Source organism: Pseudomonas sp. Lz4W (assembly GCF_000346225.2).
Classification (GTDB): domain Bacteria; phylum Pseudomonadota; class Gammaproteobacteria; order Pseudomonadales; family Pseudomonadaceae; genus Aquipseudomonas; species Aquipseudomonas paraversuta.
On record NZ_CP017432.1, the window covers coordinates 1974620 to 1994045 of the forward strand.

Consider the following 19426-nt stretch of genomic DNA (forward strand, 5'->3'; position numbering starts at 1 on the left):
CGGTGCCCGCATTGCCAAACCTCGACTGTCAAAAGAAACGGGAGGATTCGGGAACAGAAACAATACTTTCACCTTTCCTTGCGGACGCGAGCGGCAGGCAGTATCAGCCTGCGCTGATATTACATAGCGCGCAACGAGCGCGAAAGGGCAACCCGTATCTATCGCCAGGCGCTAGCGACTTCGAGCGGTAACGGGCCACCCGCGCCCGATGCGCCGGTTATGCTTGTCGCTCAGCTTTTGTCACAATGGGCAGGGGGCATGACGACCAACGCTGGCATGCAAAGCTGCTCCCCCGATAGAGGCGTGAGCCAGCCAGAGGGGTCGGACATTCGTGGTGATAAGGAACTGCAGTTGAACCAACATACATTGTCCATGCGCCTGGAGCGTGTCGCGGCGCATGTGCCGGCGGGTGCGCGTCTGGCCGATATCGGCTCGGACCATGGCTATTTGCCGGTGGCGTTGATGCGCCGTGGCCTGATCACCTTTGCGGTGGCCGGCGAGGTGGCATTGACGCCTTTCAGTGCGGCCGAACGTACCGTGCGCGAGAACGCAATGGAGCAACGCATTACTGTGCGTCTGGCCAGCGGGCTGGCGGCAATCGCCCCGGGCGACGCAATCACTGCCATCAGTATCTGTGGCATGGGCGGTGAAACCATCCGTGACATCCTCGACAGTGGCAAGGCCCGCCTCAGCGGCCAGGAACGGCTGATCCTGCAGCCCAACGGCGGCGAACAACCATTGCGCCAATGGCTGATGGAGAACGGCTACCGGATCCATCACGAGGAATTGCTCCAGGAAAACCGGTTCGATTACGAAATCATCGTTGCCGAACACGACGGGCCGGTGTTGTACAGCCCTGAGCAACTGTTCTTCGGACCGTTGCAGATGCAGGCCCGCAGCCCGGCGTTCCTGCTCAAGTGGCAGCGCATCCTGCGCCACAAGCAGCAGAACCTGGCCAACCTGGCACGGGCGCAGCAGGCCGTGCCAGAGCACAAGGTGCAGGAGATCGCCCGGCAAGCGCAGTGGATCATCGAACTGCTGGCTTGAATCCGCCAGATCCAGCGCGGGCCTGTACCAGTGGCCCGCATGACATCGAACCAGGCACTTGCTCAGCGCAGTTCCATTCCCGGCTCAAGAGCAGCTTTTTTTACCCCGGGCCGGCTCCCCAATAGTTATGTACCTTCGCGGGCCACAACAAAGTTCGAATTAACCACTGTGTTCACAAACAGATAAAGACCCTATGGCTTTTGTAATGTCGCCGTCTACACGGGCTGGTTGTGTTCGGCGTAAACAGGCCGCTATACACTTTATTTCGTAATTTGCATACAGAGGTGGCTGCCCTCGCAAGTTGTATTGATATCTTGATGTGCCGATGGGTAGGGTGCAGCCAGGATATTCATTGTTCAGTCCGTTACTTAAATTAGTTTATTCATTATAAAGGATGAACCCATGTCTATTATTGACTCGTCGCCAACACAGGCGACTAATTGGAAACAGCTTTCGTACTTCCGAGTGTTTGTCGAGAACGACGCGCACCTGCAAAATGCCCGTTATCCGCTGCTGAACAATAAGCGCCAGCAGTTACGCGTTACCGTGCGTCTGGCGGCGAAAGATGCGGCAGGTAATGTTGCAACTATCCCGAAAAGTGATCTGGATCAGATTCGACTGATTGATTACAACACGTCGGCCCTGATTGATTATAATGATAACTTTTCCGGAGACTGGACCAGTTCATGGCACCATCGAGGCTTTATCTGGGATCGAGGCTTTCTTGATTCAATCAGATCCCTGAGGCTGGAACAGCCGCAGCTGTTTGAAACCAGTGACAGCAGCGCTGATGATGCAGATTATGCAGATGATCCAGACGCGAAAGTCTCCGAGCCTATTGAGCAAACATCTGAATCATTCGGCCCGGCTCTAATCTCTCCTTCGATGGACGCAATCCTGGCGGACTGCCCCGGCGGCTACCAGTGCGTCACTTTTTATGTTTCAACCGGCGCCCGCGCTGCGCGCCGATTGGCGGCACGCATTACCAACGGTGATGGCACGGTATTTCGCAGCAACTACAGCGATGTGACCGACGACCTGGGTGAGGGTGATAAACGCGGGCGCTTCAACTCTTCGTTCGAGGTGGAGCCTGTCAGCTTCCCGTCTTTGCCGAACGAGAACTTTGGTGATCGAAAAGCCGACGGCTCAGGTTATCTGAGGGATACGTTGGTTACATCGAATAAGTTTTCTGGGGGTGAGTATCGTGCATTTGAACAACACGTTAATATCCGCATGCCCAACGGCCGTAAAGTGCCAATCAAATCGGTCACTTCTCACCCGGGCGATGCTGATGGAGCGATAGGGGGCGAGATGATGTGGGCATCTCGAGGCCCTGTGACTCGCTCAAAAACAACGTTTACCTATATTTCCTATCCTGGCGAAAGCCACGTGCGAATGCAGGAACCACCTAATTGGTATGGCGACAATGGCCGCTTTCTTAAGCTGTACAGTCTCTTGGCCGCGGCCTTTACAAATTATACACCGCGTATCTTCAACCCTCGTGCCGGTGAAGTTGTGATCGGGCATTTTCTCACTGATCAGAATTATCAATTTTATTATCGGGCACAGGGCGGGGCCGAGCATCAGGTGCCGAATAAAATGATAATGCCGCTCCACCTGATGGATATTTATGGCACCGAACACCGTCTTCGACTCGGACTGGTGTCCACCCATAATTATTTGACGTTGAATAAAGTTTAATTTGTCGGAGAGGGATCAAGTGGCGGCGGTCACCCTTGCCCAAGGGATTGTTCCTTCGCGAATCATGATCCGTTCGCGGTGCTTGCAATAGCTTGAGCATATTTGCCCCGCCACTCCTTAGCCCTCGTCAAGCAAGCCACCTGTATGTTGTGGATGCAGGCATCCTGGGGTCAGGGCGCAGCCGGTAGTTCTGCCGGATGCGCCCTGACCCTCTTTGTTATCCGTATTGCTATCTATTTGCCGCGACTCGGGCAGTAGCCACCATGGGTCAGTCCGGCTGGCCCGTTCGTACCTTTGCAGTTCCCAAGCTGACGCCACTGGCCGGTCATTCGGGCTGGTTGACGGTCTGCCCGTCGATGGGTTCCCGGGGGCATGTTTGCAAGGGTGTGTACCAGTGAACGGCAGAAGCGACATACAGGTGTTGTTGCTTTGGCGGCGTAAAGGGCGTGTCCAGAGTGCCCAGCGCTATGGAGACCCATTCGCTGAATTGGCCTTCAGAGCGTGACCAGAACAAGGTCGAACCACATTGCATGCAGAATTCGCGCAGCACCGAGGCCGACGAGCAATAGCCCGTGATGCTGGTGCTGCCGCTGAGTATCCGCAGTGCGCTGCGGGGCACGCTGGCATAAGACGCGAATGCGGCACCATGGCCTTTGCGACACTGGCTGCAATGGCAATGACTGACGGCCTTTGGCGCTGTAAGCAGTTCATAGCTGACGGCTGCGCAAAGGCAGCTGCCCTGGTAGACCCTGGTCATGTCGTCGTCCCTGAAAAAGATCCCGGCTTGGTGTCTGACTGAAAGTCGTCGCCATGCATAGTGCCTTGACCGGACGGTGCAAGAAAAGGGTGAGCTTCAATCCGCTCACGGCTGGTGATTGGCAGGCGTACAAAGAGCAGTGCCAATGCCCGCATTTACCGACGGGCAGGCAGTGCTCTGTGGCCGGGAGCAGGCTTAGCGGCCGCTCGCTCTCAATGCATCGGGGGTGTACATATCGGCCGTCAGCTTAAGATTGTTCATGATCGGGCCTTTGCGCTCTTCGTTGGTCAGCCCGTAAGCGGTGTACTGCCTCGAACTCAGGTCATAGAAAAACTGCACCCCGGAAATCGCCAGCTTGGCGTCAGGATGCTGGAAGTAATTCATCATGGCGTGCTTCCAGATTTTTCCGCGGGCATCGTAGTTGTCCGCCAGTGTGCCGGCCCAGGTATCCTCATCCAGGTAAATGACCCGCTTGCTGTACAAATGGCGATAGCCTTCTTTCAAGTTGGCCTCCAGCACCCAGACTCGACGCAGCTCAAAGCGCAGGTAGTCAGGATCAGGGTGAGAGGGGGTCAGCAAGTCACTGTATTTAACTGCACCACTGTTGACGCGAAAGGCGTTGACCGGGATGTAGATCTCTTTTTTACCCAGGTTTTTCCACTCGTAACGTTCAGGCGAGCCGTTGAACAGGCGGTCGTCATCCACGACCATGGTGCCATTGGTGCCAATCATCGGCTGGTCGAAGCCAAACCCGGGCAACTGTCGAACCCGTCGAGTCCCGGGGTTATAACTCCAGGCCAGACGTCCCTGTTTGCTCCAGTCGTAGTAGTCCTGTGAAACCGTGCTGACACCTGCATCCCGTTGTGGCTGCATGGTGAAGTTCCAGGAAAATGCACGCACGCCCTCGGAGACCGGTAGCTCGTTCGGATTATTGGCAGGTGACAAGCCGCGAAGACGGGTTTTACCCCAGCCAATACTGCCGTTAGGCAGTACCGATGCGTTTGAACGGGTGATGTCCTGGGTCCAGGGCCCGGCGATCAGCATATGGTTCCACAGCAATTCCAGGCCGCTTTTAGGAATAGGGAAAGGCACTTGCCCCAGGCCCTTGATACCCATTCCGTCATTCACCAGTTCGGCGTTCAGGGCATTCCACTGAGCGTGCTGGCAGACATAATCGGGTACTCCAAAGATCCGCTTGCCCGCATAAATGTTCATTTTGTAGCTGTCAGGGTATTTCTCGAACAGGACTTTCTGGCCCTCGGTCAGATTGGCCGCGTGTTCCTTGTAGTTGCTTGAAGTGAGCACCAGAACGGGCACTTCATCCTTGAACGGGTCTACGGGTTGGTCACCGGAATACAAGGTGTGATTCCAGCCCGGTACTTGATCTACATACTCGCCGGTAAATGCGGGAATGCTGCCGGCAGCGTTCCCTGCACGTTCTGCACCCAGGCAGGTAAGATTTTTCCCCAGTTGAGCGGCCTCCTCAGGTGTGACTTTGGAAAACGCAGTGCAAGAGGCGGTGAGTCCGGCCAGTAAAGATAAGGTCAATGCCATATTTTTTTTATTGGTTTTCATTTTAACCTGCAGGAACTGGTGCGTTGAAAAAGAGGTGGGTCAGAGGGATGCGCTACTCTGGTCTGGCGGGTTATTCAGATGCTTCAAACGTTGCTTGAGCGTGAGCATGTGTTCCAGGTAAACCGTCACTTCTTGAGTGGGAACGCCTGGCACAATGCGTCTGGAGTACGCATCCAGAGATGCTTGCAGGACGTCTTTATTATCCGGTGCCGCAAAGTAGGCCATGTCTGCCAGTTTGCAGGCCAGGGCCGGATTAACGTCCTGCAATACCCTAATTCGGGCGGTCAATTTGTCGATTCCGCCGCTCAGGTCGACTATTTCACTGCCAAAGGCCGAGAGCGGGGCAGGGGACCAATCCGAAGGCACGCCATTCCACCAGCCGCCATCTTCTTTCAAGACCATTTTTGCAACGTCTTGAAAGCGGTTGTATGTCTGCGCCATGTCCGTGCGCCCTTGCAGTTTTTCAGGCAGCTTGACGGCATCCACGATTTCATCTGGACGTTTATCGTCATTGAGCCCGTTGGCCACTTGGGTGACAGCCGAATCCAGCATCTGGGCAGCTGCCAGCAGCTTGTCTTGAGCTTCAGCGCCAGAGACCATTGCCGCGCCATGCATGGGCAGTACCCGTTGCGGTCTGGTTGCGGCCATATCGCGTAATGCCTGTGCCCATTCGGCGACATGGCGCTGACGGCGCTTGCCATTGCCGGCATTGAGCAGGAAGGGTTGCCAAAAGTCGGCGCTGACCACCACTTTGCGTGAAGGTACGCTCACCCAAAGCTGGTCGGCAGACTCTCCGCGGGCCTGGGTCAATACGAAGTCTTCGCCGCCAATGCTAAGGGTTTTGGTGCCGTGGAAGGTTTCGGTGGGCAGGATGGTATCTTCCATGCGCCGCGGAACATCCCGCGGGTCCTGGTTGTTGAGGCGCACCATGGAGAAGTTGACCAGCCTGATGTCAGTGGCCAGTTCGGAAAGAAAAGTGTCAGTGGTAATGATGCGCGGCTTCTCTCCGGCCGCGAGTAGCGCCCAGGCACCAAATGCATGGTCGGCATGGTGGTGGGTGATAATAATGGTGTTAACCGGTTTGTCACTGATCTTGCGCAGCGCCTCAAGCAGAGCCGGCCCTGCGGGTGCATAACCGCTATCGACCAGCACCAGGCCCTCGGCCGTTTCGAATACCGCGACATTGACAAAGGGCAGGCGTAACAACCAGGTCCCCTTGCCCTGTGGCTCTATGGTCAGCTTTGAGCGCGCATCGTCAATCGCGGCCTGGTTGGTTCTACTGTACATATGATTGGCAATGGCCGCGGATACAGGGCCGCCAAAACCGGCGTTCGGATTGGAGCGCAGGGTATTCAATATGTTGGGGTATTGCTTCATCAGGTCGGTGCGTAGTTCAAACCGTTCAATGGCTTTAGGGTCTGGCGGTGCGGCGGATATTGGCACTTGAGGCGCAGCCTGCAGCCCCCCCGCGATCACACTCAAACCCATTACCAGTAATGCTTTCTTATAATTGTTATGCATGTTTATAAATAACCTTTGATTGATAAAATAAATCAATAATGGCTGTCAATAGTTACTGCAGACATTGAAATAAGTCGGGCCACAGGATGGCGGCCTTGACTATAAATATTTGAAGAGGGGCAGCATCGTCCGTGCGGACTAGATGATATTGCCGATAACCTGAAATTGATTATCGTCATTAGTCATAGGGCTATTTCTACAGAGTGTGACGGATGTCACAGAAAAAAGACTGTTTATAAAACAGCGGTGCAAGTTTTTTCTGTGAGTCGTGATCACGGATGGCAGATGCATTGAAAAACAAAGGGCTGCCGACAGGTTGATCTATTATGCAAGGCGTGCTCAAGACATGATGATGGGCGGGGGCAGAGCGAGCGGGAGTGATTTTTTACGAGGCCTGTGTGGCCGGGGGGTGGTGTGATTGGCGCCTGTTGGAAGAACTTCAAATCCAGTGCATTGCTTACCGGTGCGGGCTATTGCTTTGTGATCGCATGTTCGCTGAGCAGTTTTTATCTGTACTGTTACTGGGATGAACCAAGGCCGGTAGAAAGGGTATTAGTCACGACGGAAGGTACACTATATGCGTATGCGGACAGTTCTCAGTATTCGACCTCGTTTCTGGTTAAAGAAAACAGTGGCAAGCTGATCAAGTTAACGGCGGTGCCTGATTATACCCGCCTCATCAAGGGGTTTGGTTCTGATCTTGGTAAAGCTATTGTGGTCAGGCATTACGAAGGCAGGGTTATAGCGTGTCGTATAGAAGGTGTGGAGTTTTGTATACCGCGGTGCTTTACTTTCTGGGAGTGTCAAATCAAGGTGGTTGAATCAGACGCCAGGGCAATGAGGAAAACCATCTATACAGTGTTGTTTATGGGAGTTGGTTTGGTGCTGGTGTTCATGTACAGGAAGCTGTAAAAAACAAGCAATTAAAATAGTCCCGACGCTGTGCAAAAGACTTTGCGCGGCCGGCTGCTATATTTAATCCGCCTGACGGCTCCCGTGCCCCGCAAACAACCCCGTTGCGTTAAAGGACGACATGATCGACTTTCTCTGCGCCATCCTCGAATTGCTGGGCCTGATTGATTCCCGGGTCAGAGCACAAGGCCCTTCCAGATGGTATCGACGCCATCCAAAACTGATCCGCAGTGTGCTCAGCATTTGCTGGATCCTCGCTTCGGCAGTGTTTTTGATCTATGTGCTGCAATGGCTGAGCATCCTGGGCCCGTGGGTACAGGGACTGGTGGCAGGAGTGATCGCGATGCAGGTGGTCGGCTTTTTAATTTTGCTGTTACGCCGGAAAAAATCTTAAAACCCCCCTCTGTTACAGGCTCCCGGAAGGTTTGCCGGCGCGGTTGCTATCGCTCCAGTTACTGACTTCTGGTGGCTGGCCCGTTCTCGACAAAGACCCCCGGGACCTGATGCGTATAGTAAAGGTGCCTTGCAGGAGCCCGGCTGGCTGGCGGTACCGATCACGGCGTTGTGCGACGCAGCGGCAAGTACGTGCCCTGCGGGGCGGTGTTCGCGCCTGTAGTCGGGCTCGGCTTTCATAATAAGTACAAGAGGATGTCATGTTGAAAAAGCGATTTGTCACTGTGCTCTGCCTGCCTTTTACCGTCTGCGCTGCACTCGCGAGCACTGAGCAGCCAGTTGTCGTACAGAGCGATTTTGATCAGATGGCGACCCCGGTGCATCAATGGTCGGACAAGGGAAAAGAGCTGTTTTATATCGACGAGGGCCCTGAAGACGGGATCGCGGTTGTGTTTGTCGGGGGCAACGGCACCAGTGCAAGAGCCCTGGAACTGACCAATTTTCTGCGCTCTACCCGCGAGCAATTAAAGCTGCGGTTCATCACATTGGAACGTAACGGTTTTGGCCAGAGTGCCTTCGATCCGAAAGGCGATTACGGCAGCTACAGTGCCGATGTCCATGCCTTGCTTGACCATCTGGGTGTTGATGAATTTTCCTTGCTGGCGATCTCCGGTGGTGGTCCTTATGTCGCCCGGATTGGAGCAGACCTTGCGCCCCGGGTGCGTTCGATTCACTACGCTGCGGCCTATTCCCAGCCGGGGGTGGGCAAGCCCGCTGAGCGTTGCAAGGTGTCCGATGAGCAATTGGCGACGACTGCCCTGGCTTATACGGTGCCCACGCAGTGGTGGGCCATGCCTGCCGACAGTTCAATCAAACACATCCGCGGCTGGCAAGATGCGGCCTACGATGATGGTCTGCGCACCTTCTTCATGAAAGGCACCCAGGACGTGAAACCTCTGTTGCATGAGTGGCGCCTGTATTGCGAGCAACCGGTGGCTTCCGGGGCGGCAGTCAAGTCACCGGTGTTCATTTATGCGGGCACCGCCGATAGCGTAGTGCCCATGGAGCACAAGGATTTCTGGGCCGGGCATTATTCAAACATTGCTGCCGTACGCGCTTATCCGGGGGAGGGGCATGACGTGCAGTACCGGCACTGGGGCCAGATTCTCAGCGACATCGCTTATCAGGGTAAGCGCCTGCTGATCTGTGATCAGGGGCAGTCACTCTTGCTGCCTGAAGAGGTGGCGCAACAAAAAATCTCCCGGGGCGCAACCCTGGATATATGCGCCTGGCAAAAAGCAGGCTGAAGGATTGCCCTCATTGCAGGCAGTTGATACTGCCGGTGATGAGGGCAGCAGAGACCGGACGCCAGCCACCACAAATCAAGGGATATTGACTTGAAGAACGCGAGCCTGAGACTCAGGCCGCAGTCGAATCAATGTTCCGGCGCAACCATCCGAAACTGTATGTCTATATCGTTGGAAACCAGACTGTCAGACCACTCGCCAGCCCCGACGTTGAAATCACTGCGTTTGAGCACCAGCTCTGCGTCGAAAATGCCGATGCTTCGCTCTGATTTCAGAAGCATCGGCACTGTTACCTCCCTGGTAAGGCCCCTGAGTGTAAGGTTGCCAATGATCTGGTAGCGGTTGTTGCCCAGGTCTTTAATGCGCGTCGACTCAAAGGTCGCCACTGGATAAGCAGTGGTGTCGAACCAGGCAGGCTTTTGCAATTCAGTGTTGGCGTCTTCGCTGCCGGCGTCGATGCTGTCGAGGTAGATGGTCAGTTTGGCCTGAGCCGCCTCGGGGTGTTCGGTGTCGAAACCGAGGGTCCCGACAAACTTGCCAAACGTGCCATACACCTTCGAGCCCATCTGGTGGTAGGTAAAACTTATGGTGCTGGCGGCGGGATTGACGTGGGTGTATTCGACGGCATCAGCTCCGGGAAAAAAGCCGAGGGTAAAAGTGACAGCCAGTGCGGTGGTACGTAGAGATCGAGGGCTCATTGCACTCTCCAGGACCGGCCCTTTATGGGTCGAAAGGTGTGGCAGTAGCTGAGGTGAAGCAAAGACTGGCCGTTTGTTGCAACCCGCAGAGGGCTCAACTTTTACCTGGCTGCGTACCAACGCCTGCCGGGTTTTGGCAGAGGTGACGCTATCCTCGGAATGCGCCCTTCAGGAATCTTAGCAGTGTTCGAGAAAGCGTTTTAAACACTCAGGCCCCGAAGCCCTAAGTAACGAGTGGCAGCCAATGGCGCCGGGGAGAAGGAGGGGCGTCGAGCATGACGCACCTCGCTTGCTGCTTTTGGTTGCTGCTGTCCGGGGGCGGCCACTGTCAATTAGCGGCCGCTCTCTTTTACGAGGGCAGCAGGAAATCGTCGCGGCTCGTCATGCCGCTGACAGTACTTGTCGAGTGTTGGCAGGGGCCAGGCGGCTTGAGAGCCGATAAAGTTTTTGCCCCTTGCGCCCTGCATGGCGCACAGAATCATTTGCTCGGCTTGCTCCGCCGTTACGCCATAGTCGGAAAATTCCGTTTTCACGCCCAGGCTATGCAGGAATTCGCGCAACTGATCCTGAGCTTTGTCCAGGTCGTTGCCGAAAATTCGTTGCAGAGTACGGTCGCGCGCTGCGTCGCGACCCCAGGCCAGGCCCAGCACCAGCGGCAATGTAAAGGAGCAGGCAATGCCATGTGCCAGGCCGTATTGCAGCGTCATCTCGTAAGAGATCGAGTGGGCAAGGGCGGTTTTGGTGTTGGAAAACGCCAGTCCTGCCTTGAGTGCGGCCAGTGCCATGCGCGAACGCAGTTCTTTGTTGGTGAGATCACGATGCAGCTGCGGCAGGCATTCGAAAATGTCCGCAATGGCGGAGATGGCGAAGGTGTCGGAAACCGGATTGGCATTGATGTTCCAGACCGACTCCAGCGCATGGGACAAGGCATCCAGCCCGGTAGAAACGGTGACGCCGCCAGGCACGGTCAGCATCAGTTGCGGGTCGATAATCGCGACTTTCGGCCAGGTGCATTCAAGGTGCAGCGAGTATTTTTTATGGCTGGCCGAATCCCAGATCGTCGCCCAGGGCGTCACCTCGCTGCCGGTACCCGCCGTGGTGGGCGCCGCGATCAGTATTTTGCTGCGCGCCGGGACGAAGGGTTTGCCGGTTGCCAGCAATGCGAGCAATTCATCAAAGTGCCCCGATTCAGTGCCCACGATCAACGCCTTGGCGGTGTCGATGGCACTGCCGCCGCCTACTGCGATGACCGCATGGCAATCGCCGGCTTGCTGCCAGAATCGCTCATAGGTGTCCCGTAGCCGGGCCACGTCAGGATTAGGCTGGACATCTTCAATCACATACACCAGACGGTCGCCCAGCAGATCCTGAATGCGATCAACCAATCCCAGCCCGCGCGCTTCGGGAAAGGTCACTAGCGCGACTTTCTGGTTTTCAGTGATGTCGGCAAGCTCAAGCAGGCTGCCCCAGCCGAATCGTGTATCAACGGGATTGTGGAATCGGGCAATCATGGCGGGTCCTTTATTTTTGTTGTTGGAAGTGGCCCCATACTCGGGGGGCTTCTCCAACAGCTCAAATCGATAATTCGCAGGCATTAATCGGCAGAACCGATACTTGATTCAATGTGAGTGCCTGGGGCAGGGATGTTCAGTTGTGAGCGCCACGCTGGATCGCGTTGCGCAATCGACCCGACACCGCATCAGCGACGATCACCATCAGCGTGATGACGATGATGCAGGTGGCAGTCTCCTGATACTTGAACAGTTTCAGGCTGCTCACCAGCTCAAAACCAAGCCCCCCTGCACCCACCATGCCGAGTACGGTCGCCGAGCGTAAATTGACTTCGAAGCGGTAAAGGACCACTGCAATCCAGGCCGTGATGACCTGCGGCAGTACCCCGAAAACGATGACCTGCAAGGGCCGTGCGCCGGTGGCCTGGAGTGCTTCAATCGGGCCTTGGTCGATCTCCTCGATACTCTCGGCAAAGAATTTTCCAAGCATGCCCAGGCCATGCAACGCCAGCGCCAGCACGCCGGGGAAGGGCCCAAGGCCTACCGCCGAGACAAATATCAGGGCCAGAATCAGCTCATTTATGCTGCGAGTGAAATTAAGAAATTGCCGGATCGCGTGGAACACCAACCGGTTTTTGTTCAGATTGCGGGCCGCAAGAAATGACAGCGGAATGGCCATCAACACGCCGAGCAATGTGCCCCAAATGGCAATTTGCAGCGTCTCCACGGCAGGGGCAAACAGTCGAGGAACAATGCTCAGGTCGGGTGGGACGGTGCGTGCAAGGAAATCACCAATTTGTGGCAACCCTGCCGCCAGTTCAGCCACGCTTAATTGCGCGCCAGTGGCACTCCAGTGCAGTGTCAGAATGACCGCCAGCACGATTGCGCCAGTGGACAGCCACCCACGCGGTCCGCGAGGCAGGCTCACGGTCCACAGATAACTTTGCTGTTTCATGCTTGAGCCCTCACTTGCGCGACGGGGGTTATCAGTTCGTCCGCTCTCGCAGTGGCGCCCTGGGGGGCCGTTGTCTGGCCGGGGTATATGCGCTGCAAGTCGTCTTCGGTCATGCTGCAAGCGCTACCGTCATACACCAGTTTTCCGTGGGCCAGGCCTACGATCCGGTCTCCAAACTCCCGGGCGTAATCGACTTGGTGCAGGTTGCACAACACCGTGATACCCAGCTCCCGCGTGGCGTCGCGCAAATATTGCAGCACCAGGCGCGCAGTCTTCGGGTCGAGACTGGCCACCGGCTCGTCGGCCAGAATCACTTTTGGGCGTTGCGCCAGGGCACGTGCGATGCCCACGCGTTGCATCTGCCCCCCGGAGAGCGAATCGGTCCGTTCGCGGGCTTTGTGCGCCAGCTCGACGCGCTCCAGGCATTGCATGGCCAGCGCCACGTCCTCGCGCCGAAACAACTGCATGATGGAGGTGAGCGTTGACACCGCGCCCAGGCATCCGGTGAGTACATTCTTCAGTACGCTCAGACGCGGTACGACGTTGTGGTGCTGAAAAATCATTGCCGCCTGACGTCGCAGAACGCTGGTGTCGCGGCAGGCCAGTGCGTCAATGCCTGCCACTGAGAGTGTTCCGGAATCGGCCTGGACCAGTCGGTTGATACACCGCAGCAAAGTAGATTTACCCGCACCGGACTGGCCCAGCACCACCACGAATTCTCCTGCTGCCACCTCCAGGTCGATCCCGCGTAGAACCGGGTTTGGGCCGTAGTGCTTGGTCAGTTAGCGGATGCTGATCATTTGAGCCTCCGCAAATCGAGATTGAGCACCTTGGCGGTTTCGCGGACGACGTCGTAAGCCGCATCGGTAGTGGGCTGGAAGCCATCCAGTTGGCCCTGGTCACCCCAAGGCACGTCCTTCACCGAAGCCAGGGCGGCAGCGACTTTTTTCTTGAGTGCCGGGTCGAGGTTTTGCCGCCAGACCATTGGAGACTCCGGGATCGGACGCGAACTCCACACCACCTGGAAGTCATCCTGCTTCACCAGTCCTCTGGCCACGGCGTTGGTCAGAATGCGGTCGGCGACGGCGCCAGCATCTACCTTGCCGTTGGCTACAGCGAGGATGCTTGCGTCATGGGAACCGGAGAACACCACTCGCGAAAACAATGTTGCGGGATCAAAACCGGCCTGTTCCAGCCCGGCTTTGGGGAACAGATGGCCAGAAGCAGAGCTGGGGTCGACAAACGCGAAGGTGTGATTTTTCAGATCGGACAATTGCTGAATGCCGCTGTCCTTGCGCGCAAGGATCAGGCTCTTGTAGGCGCTTTGCCCGGTTTTTTTGGTGACGGCTACTGCGAACGCTTCGACCTCTGCTACCGACGTTGCCAGAACATAGGAGAAAGGGCCGAGGTAGGCCACATCCAGTTTGCCTGCACGCAGCGCTTCGATGATGCCGTTGTAGTCCGTGGCGACAAAGGGTTCGACGGGCATGCCCAGTTTGGCTTCAAGGCTGCTGAGCACTTGCTTGCTCGACTCGATCATCGCCTGGGAGTCTTCCGACGGGATCAGGCCAATTCTCAATTTCTCGTTCGCTCCTGCTTGGCAGACAGCGCTTATGGAGAGGCAGGCAATAGCGGCGACACGCAAAAATCCGGAGAAATTATTCATGGCATTCCAGGCGATTGGTTGGAGTGACCTCAGGCTAGAAATGTCACGTGACAGTCATACGATCAATTCAATATAGGTTTTCGCAGCTAAGTATTGATGGAGTCTATGGATGTCGACCGCCAGGATGCGTGCCTTCCTCGCCGTGGCACGTCACGGAAGTTTCAGTGCCGGCGCACGGGCCCTTGGGCTCAGCCAGCCGACGCTCACCACACAAGTCCAGAGCATGGAGCGGCAATACAATCTGGAGCTGTTTCACCGTCGCGGGCGGCGCATTGAGTTGTCCGATGTCGGCCGGCAATTACTGCCCATTGCTCAAGCGATGGCTGCGCTGGATCTGGACGCGCACAACTTGCTGCGTGACTCCGGGCGGCTTGACAGTGGCCAGCTCAAGATAGGGGCGGTGGGGCCTTTTCATGTGATCGAGATGGTCGACAATTATTTTCAGCAGCATCCGCGTATCGATGTTTCGATACGGGTTGGCAACTCGGCGCAGGTGCTGGCCGATCTTGAGAGTTACGTGACCGATATTGCGGTATTGGCCGGATGGCACGAAGATCCAGGACTCTGCGCCGTGCATTACGCACGTCACGCCATCATCCTGTTTGCCCACCATGAGCATCCTTTCGCAAAACGCGAGTCAGTACGACTCGAGGAACTGGACGGCCAGCGGCTACTGCAACGGGAGCCTGGTTCCACTACTCGTCTGGTCCTGGAACAGGCCTTGTTGGCGGCACAAGTTGTGCCCCGCATCGCCATGGAAATCGGCAGCCGCGAGGCATTGCGCGAAGCTGTGGTGCGTGGGATCGGGCTGGGGGTGGTATCCGAAGCGGAGTTCATCGCCGATCCCCGTATTCGCACGATCCGCATCGAGGGCGATCCGCTCTACACCGAAACCTATCTTTATTGCCTGGCCGAGCGTCGCTCCAGTCGACTCATTACATCGTTTTTTGATGTGGTTCTTTCGGCGCAGGTGAACGACTCACATTCGGCTGGCGAATATTGAAAGTCCGCGATTGGCCGATTGGAGGGGCCAGGCAAATCAGGAGAATTAGTAAAACCTGGCAAGGAGCTTGTTTTGCCAACAGTCGCGCCAATGATAACTATCCAGTGGTGCTAAATCTCTCAGCCAGATTTTCCACCGAATACACTGGAGATCAATCGCTCACGCAATGATGTTTCTTAATATTACAAAGCAGGATGATAATAATTTAGTTAGGGTGGTTTTGTTTTGAACGTATAAATCAGGATGTACAGCGTGAGTTCCCTAGCAACAAATCCACGATTTACCATCGTGATCGCTATCTTTTGTTTCCTCTCAATGGCGCTTGCGGCCAAAATAACTTACCTCATGGTTTTTTCTCATGAGTTCTTGAGCAATGAGGGTCGTAAACGCTCAATGCGGTTGATTGAAACAGCTCCCGTACGCGGTACTATATTTGACAGGTTTAATCAGCCCCTGGCAGTTTCCACACCCGTGAGTACCTTATGGGTAAATCCCAGGCAGTTTGCCCCAACGAATCGGCAGGCAGTCATCCTGGATGAACAGCTTGATATTGATGCCTCGCGGATCAGGGCGTTAACATTGAATGAACAAGGTAAATCTTTTGCCTATTTTGCCCGAAGAATTAATCCTGAGCGCGCGAACAAGATCATGAAGTTATCTATTCCAGGTGTTTATGAGCGCCAGGAATACAAAAGGTTTTACCCTCAAACGTCGATGCTTGCCCAGACATTAGGCTTCACTAATATTGACCAGCAGGGTATCGAAGGCATCGAATTGATGTACAACCAAAAGCTTTCTGGCAAGCCTGGCCTGGAAGAACGCACCTTGAACTTACACAAGCGAGTCACCCGTGAGATCCTGGTGCACAAGCCCGTTACCCCCGGAGAAAATCTGCATTTAACAATTGACTCGACACTTCAATATTATGTTGAAAAAGCTTTGCTCAAAGGGGTAAAGAACAATGCAGCCAGGTCGGCAAGTGCAATTCTCATACACGCCAGAACAGGAGAAATACTGGCACTGTCTACGATGCCTTCCTTCAATCCAAACGCACGTAGAGGTTTCAACGCGGAGCGTATTCGAAATCGTGTGTTTACTGATGTGTATGAGCCAGGCTCGGTAATAAAACCATTCAGTATGGCCGCCGTTCTCACAGCCAATATAATTGACAAAAATGCCATTATCCCAATAGCGCCGGGTTACATAAAAATCAATGGATATACCATTCGGGATGTAGGCAGAGACAGCCAGTTGGACTTGGCGGGAATCATCCGTCGCTCTTCAAATGTCGGCATGAGCAAGGTTGCTATTCCGACAGGAGGAGCAGTGATTTCGCAATTGCTTACTGATCTGGGGTTCGGAAACAATACTGCGATTTACTTTCCAGGGGAAAGTATTGGGACAGTTCCCGTCAGGAGGGTATGGTCAGATATCGCTACGGCGAGTCTCTCATACGGGTATAGTTTGTCGGTCAACCTGGCGCAACTGGTTCAAGCCTATACCGTATTTGCCAATGATGGGGATCTTATACCGCTATCGTTAATCAAGGGTGAGAAGCAGCCGCCACGCAATGTCATAAGCCCGGAGGTCGCCAACAACATTCTGGACATGATGGTACATGCCGTGGATGGACCCGGAGCAGGTGGAAAGCGCGCAGCAATCGAAGGTTATGTCATTGCGGGTAAAAGCGGGACTTCACGCAAGGCATCCAGCGGTGGATATAAAAGTAATGAATATAGAGCCATGTTCGTAGGGATCGCTCCGGCCAACGCGCCTGAATTCATTATGGCTGTAGTCGTGGATGAGCCAACTGCCAATGGTTACTTTGGGGGCGCTATTGCAGCGCCGATTTTCAAGGAAATAATTGAAGATGTGCTTCGGGTCAGGAATATACCTGGCAATGCAAGTGAAGTCTTTCCAGCAGCACTGGCCCCAATCGTTCAGTAGGCGCTGTCTCTGTTGCGGCAGTCAGGGTCGGCTTTAATACCCCGTACGACTGCCGCTTTTGGCAAAACTGAGTGTGACCAGTTGCTACTGCCCTTGATTGAATGCGGTTTATTTGCCCTGGACCAGTATTGACAGTCACCTGACTGCAGATGGATTGAGTTGAGCCTTGACTGCGATACTGGCCATGCCCGCATGGAGTGGCTCACGACCTGTGAGCTTGACTACGCCCCTGGCTCGGAAAGTTGCTTCGTTCTCCAGCGCATCAAATCGACTTTGCAAGCACTTAAAATATCTCCAGAGCCCGATCCTCCCATCATGGAATCACTTTCCCATTGGCACTGTGCATCCTTGAATTTTTCAAAGGCCTTCTGAGAGGCGAGCAGCGATTCAAGGGCTTTGGCCGTCGCGCTCGAATCGATTTCTTTTGTTTGAGCTTCCAGCTTTTTGTAGGCGATATTCATTTGTGAAGTGATTTCGCGAGTCTTGCCCTCAAGGCAGCTTTGCAACGCTGTCCGGGGCTGATCGCCAATGGAGTTGTTGCATTCGTTCAGTGCTCCGGTTTGAGCATCGTTGGCCACTGCAATTTTTGCTGCGGCAGTACCAGGCGCAACTGCGGTATTGATAGCGCTATTTGCGATTGGGTTTACATCTGGTTTCGCGGGGGCTTGAGCGAGTGCAGTACCCATGGCAAATGTAGTCGCTACAGCAACCACCGAAATGAGTTTTCTCAATTTATCTATCCTTTGGAAGGCGTTTTTCGAGGGGCAAGAAACAACTTTTGATGCTTGGCCAATTGCGTACTGCGTCTGCAAGACTAGCTCTAATGGCGTTCACAGCCCAAGGCCTGTTTGACTGCATCTTGGGCAAACTGTTCATAAAGGTCGGGGGGAGATGCCGGGAATTGCAAATCAGGGTGAAGCATCATTGGATGGGCGGACTGAAGTGGCAGGGTCAGCCTTTGGGTCAACCATGGTCGCAGAGAGGGGCAGAGTTGAATCTGCTCTGGCTCTTGATGTTGCGAGGGGGCCCTTGGATTTAATCAGCCACCCACACAGCAGTGTGCTGCACTTCAAATCTCGGGGCCGGGAGAGCTCCATCCGTTACGCGCGGTAGCTCCAGACCATTTCCACCACCCGTGCGGAAATCAATATATAGACGAGCACTATCAAAAGCTGAAAGACGAGGTGGTAGCGCAGTTGGGCCAGGCGGCGAATACCATCACTGACGTTCAGCAGCATGAGTATTCCAGATATGGTGATCACCCCCCACCCAGCCATGTTGGTGGCCGTGATGCTCATAAAGAGCTTGTGATCACTGTGCAAAGCGTTCGTACCCGCTGCAAACAGAAGCGCGCACAGAACCATATTTTTGAAATTGTCGAAGATCTTGGCATTGAGATCCTTGTCGAGCAATTGCGAGTAGCGCATCCATAATTTTTGCATGTTCACTGCCTCAAGAAGGATCAATCAAGCACAGTTCGTCTCAACAACTGCTCAAAGAGTATCGGGCACGCGTTGCATTCTGAAACGCGCCACCGCCAGTTCAAGTTCGTTGGGCCGGTTGGGTGGGGACGCTGTTGTAGCTGGCTTCAAGTGTAAGGATTTAGCCAGCGCGCTTCTACGGCTTTGCGAACGTCTTCTGTTGGCCGCAAGTAGCCTTTCACGCAGGACTGCTTACGGCTAGAAGCGTTCTCTGACAGACCGTGGCGCGGCCTTGCCGAGTTACGTCTGTGCAGCTTATGCCGTGGCAGCACCGAGCAATTGACTAATGATCGCCGCCGCTTCAGGTACAGCTTGAGTGGCGATATCCAGATCCAGCGAGTTCAAGGCAACAACACCCACGCAGGCTTCAAAAAAATGCTGGTTGTGAGGGCGACTGATCGGGCTCGCCACGCCAATGGCCCCGGGCTGCAATTGACCGTGAGTCAGGCTATAGCCCAGCTCACGCCCCTGTATGACGGCCTCCGAGTCTTCGGGATGCGCCTTGCGGCCAGAAAGAATCGCAATCCCGGCCGCGCCCTGGTGAAGAGGGTGGCGGCTACCGATTCGATACCCGACGCGCATCAACGACTCTTCGGGGTCGGCAACCATGATCACCATGCATTCATTGCCCTGAGTAACGGAAATGAAAGCACTGGCTTGAGACTGTTTGGCCAGGTCGAACAGCGGTTGCTGTGCTACAGCCCTCAACCGGGGTTCGAAGCGAGCTGCAAGGAGAGTTGCTCCAGCGCCAAGACGGATAACACCTTCAGCCCCGCGACTGATCAGAAAGTGATCCTCCAGCGTGGTCACGATTCGATAGGCAATGGCCCGATGCACCTCAAGGCGAGCGGCCAGTTCGGCGATGGATATACCGCTGTCCTGTTGAGCAATGATGCTTAAAGCCTGAAGCCCTCGATCGAGGGTTTGCAGGGTGTTCTTGCTCTTTTCCATA

Annotated in this window: 18 protein-coding genes; 7 read left to right on the forward strand and 11 right to left on the reverse strand. The window is 55.0% G+C overall.

Annotation, left to right across the window (positions count from 1 at the left end):
* The first annotated feature begins 351 nt into the window (after nucleotides 1-351).
* Together B195_RS09335 and B195_RS09340 are read left to right on the forward strand one after the other, a co-directional pair.
* The gene (locus B195_RS09335; RefSeq protein ID WP_003447634.1) at nucleotides 352-1047 is read left to right on the forward strand and encodes a tRNA (adenine(22)-N(1))-methyltransferase TrmK; all 696 of its coding nucleotides are present in this window, start codon (nucleotides 352-354) and stop codon (nucleotides 1045-1047) included.
* A gap of 402 nt (nucleotides 1048-1449) precedes the next feature.
* Nucleotides 1450-2748 (forward strand): hypothetical protein, encoded by a 1299-nt coding sequence (locus B195_RS09340; protein ID WP_238143956.1) that lies wholly within the window; start codon nucleotides 1450-1452, stop codon nucleotides 2746-2748.
* Nucleotides 2749-3073: 325 nt separating this feature from the next.
* Here the strand turns inward: B195_RS09340 and B195_RS09345 are convergent, their stop codons facing one another.
* From B195_RS09345 to B195_RS09355, 3 genes are all read right to left on the reverse strand, one after another.
* Nucleotides 3074-3505, reverse strand: coding sequence for a GFA family protein (locus B195_RS09345; RefSeq protein WP_003447639.1), 432 nt, complete (start codon nucleotides 3503-3505; stop codon nucleotides 3074-3076).
* Nucleotides 3506-3700: 195 nt separating this feature from the next.
* Entirely contained in the window at nucleotides 3701-5080 is a 1380-nt protein-coding gene (locus tag B195_RS09350) for a DUF1329 domain-containing protein (RefSeq protein ID WP_003447641.1), read from the reverse strand.
* Nucleotides 5081-5119: 39 nt separating this feature from the next.
* Entirely contained in the window at nucleotides 5120-6601 is a 1482-nt protein-coding gene (locus B195_RS09355) for an MBL fold metallo-hydrolase (RefSeq protein WP_003447642.1), read from the reverse strand.
* Between the two features lie 414 nt (nucleotides 6602-7015).
* Between B195_RS09355 and B195_RS09360 the strand changes: the two genes are divergently transcribed.
* The 3 genes from B195_RS09360 (at nucleotide 7016) to B195_RS09370 (ending at nucleotide 9213) form a co-directional block, all read left to right on the forward strand.
* The gene (locus B195_RS09360; RefSeq protein ID WP_100917154.1) at nucleotides 7016-7513 is read left to right on the forward strand and encodes a hypothetical protein; all 498 of its coding nucleotides are present in this window, start codon (nucleotides 7016-7018) and stop codon (nucleotides 7511-7513) included.
* Nucleotides 7514-7634: 121 nt separating this feature from the next.
* Complete coding sequence (locus B195_RS09365; RefSeq protein ID WP_003447647.1) at nucleotides 7635-7907, forward strand: hypothetical protein; 273 nt, start codon at nucleotides 7635-7637, stop codon at nucleotides 7905-7907.
* A 259-nt stretch (nucleotides 7908-8166) separates the two neighbouring features.
* Nucleotides 8167-9213: an alpha/beta fold hydrolase gene (locus tag B195_RS09370; RefSeq protein ID WP_003447649.1), complete on the forward strand. Its 1047-nt coding sequence runs from the start codon at nucleotides 8167-8169 to the stop codon at nucleotides 9211-9213.
* 128 nt (nucleotides 9214-9341) lie between these two features.
* On the opposite strand, the gene B195_RS09375 is transcribed toward B195_RS09370, so the two are convergent.
* From B195_RS09375 to phnD, 5 genes are all read right to left on the reverse strand, one after another.
* Nucleotides 9342-9911, reverse strand: a complete 570-nt coding sequence (locus tag B195_RS09375) for a YceI family protein (protein ID WP_003447651.1) — start codon at nucleotides 9909-9911, stop codon at nucleotides 9342-9344.
* A 332-nt stretch (nucleotides 9912-10243) separates the two neighbouring features.
* On the reverse strand, nucleotides 10244-11422 hold the full coding sequence (gene psrA / locus B195_RS09380) for an iron-containing alcohol dehydrogenase PsrA (protein WP_003447652.1): 1179 nt from the start codon (nucleotides 11420-11422) through the stop codon (nucleotides 10244-10246).
* A 136-nt stretch (nucleotides 11423-11558) separates the two neighbouring features.
* Entirely contained in the window at nucleotides 11559-12377 is an 819-nt protein-coding gene (phnE, locus tag B195_RS09385; protein WP_003447654.1) for a phosphonate ABC transporter, permease protein PhnE, read from the reverse strand.
* A complete protein-coding gene (gene phnC / locus B195_RS09390) occupies nucleotides 12374-13159 on the reverse strand; it encodes a phosphonate ABC transporter ATP-binding protein (protein ID WP_238143964.1) in 786 nt (261 codons plus the stop codon). The genes phnE and phnC overlap by 4 nt, the downstream gene beginning before the upstream one ends.
* Before the next feature lie 14 nt (nucleotides 13160-13173).
* A complete protein-coding gene (phnD, locus tag B195_RS09395) occupies nucleotides 13174-14043 on the reverse strand; it encodes a phosphonate ABC transporter substrate-binding protein (protein WP_083912812.1) in 870 nt (289 codons plus the stop codon).
* 109 nt (nucleotides 14044-14152) lie between these two features.
* On the opposite strand from phnD, the gene B195_RS09400 reads away from it, so the two are divergent.
* On the forward strand, nucleotides 14153-15046 hold the full coding sequence (locus B195_RS09400) for a LysR substrate-binding domain-containing protein (RefSeq protein ID WP_003447660.1): 894 nt from the start codon (nucleotides 14153-14155) through the stop codon (nucleotides 15044-15046).
* A 243-nt stretch (nucleotides 15047-15289) separates the two neighbouring features.
* Complete coding sequence (locus B195_RS09405; protein WP_238143957.1) at nucleotides 15290-16993, forward strand: penicillin-binding protein 2; 1704 nt, start codon at nucleotides 15290-15292, stop codon at nucleotides 16991-16993.
* A gap of 221 nt (nucleotides 16994-17214) precedes the next feature.
* Here the strand turns inward: B195_RS09405 and umoC are convergent, their stop codons facing one another.
* The 3 genes from umoC to B195_RS09425 form a co-directional block, all read right to left on the reverse strand.
* Entirely contained in the window at nucleotides 17215-17724 is a 510-nt protein-coding gene (gene umoC, locus B195_RS09410; protein WP_003447664.1) for a lysozyme inhibitor LprI family protein, read from the reverse strand.
* Between the two features lie 369 nt (nucleotides 17725-18093).
* Entirely contained in the window at nucleotides 18094-18435 is a 342-nt protein-coding gene (locus tag B195_RS09420; protein WP_003447675.1) for a hypothetical protein, read from the reverse strand.
* 294 nt (nucleotides 18436-18729) lie between these two features.
* Entirely contained in the window at nucleotides 18730-19425 is a 696-nt protein-coding gene (locus B195_RS09425; RefSeq protein WP_003447676.1) for an IclR family transcriptional regulator, read from the reverse strand.
* Nucleotide 19426 lies beyond the last annotated feature (1 nt).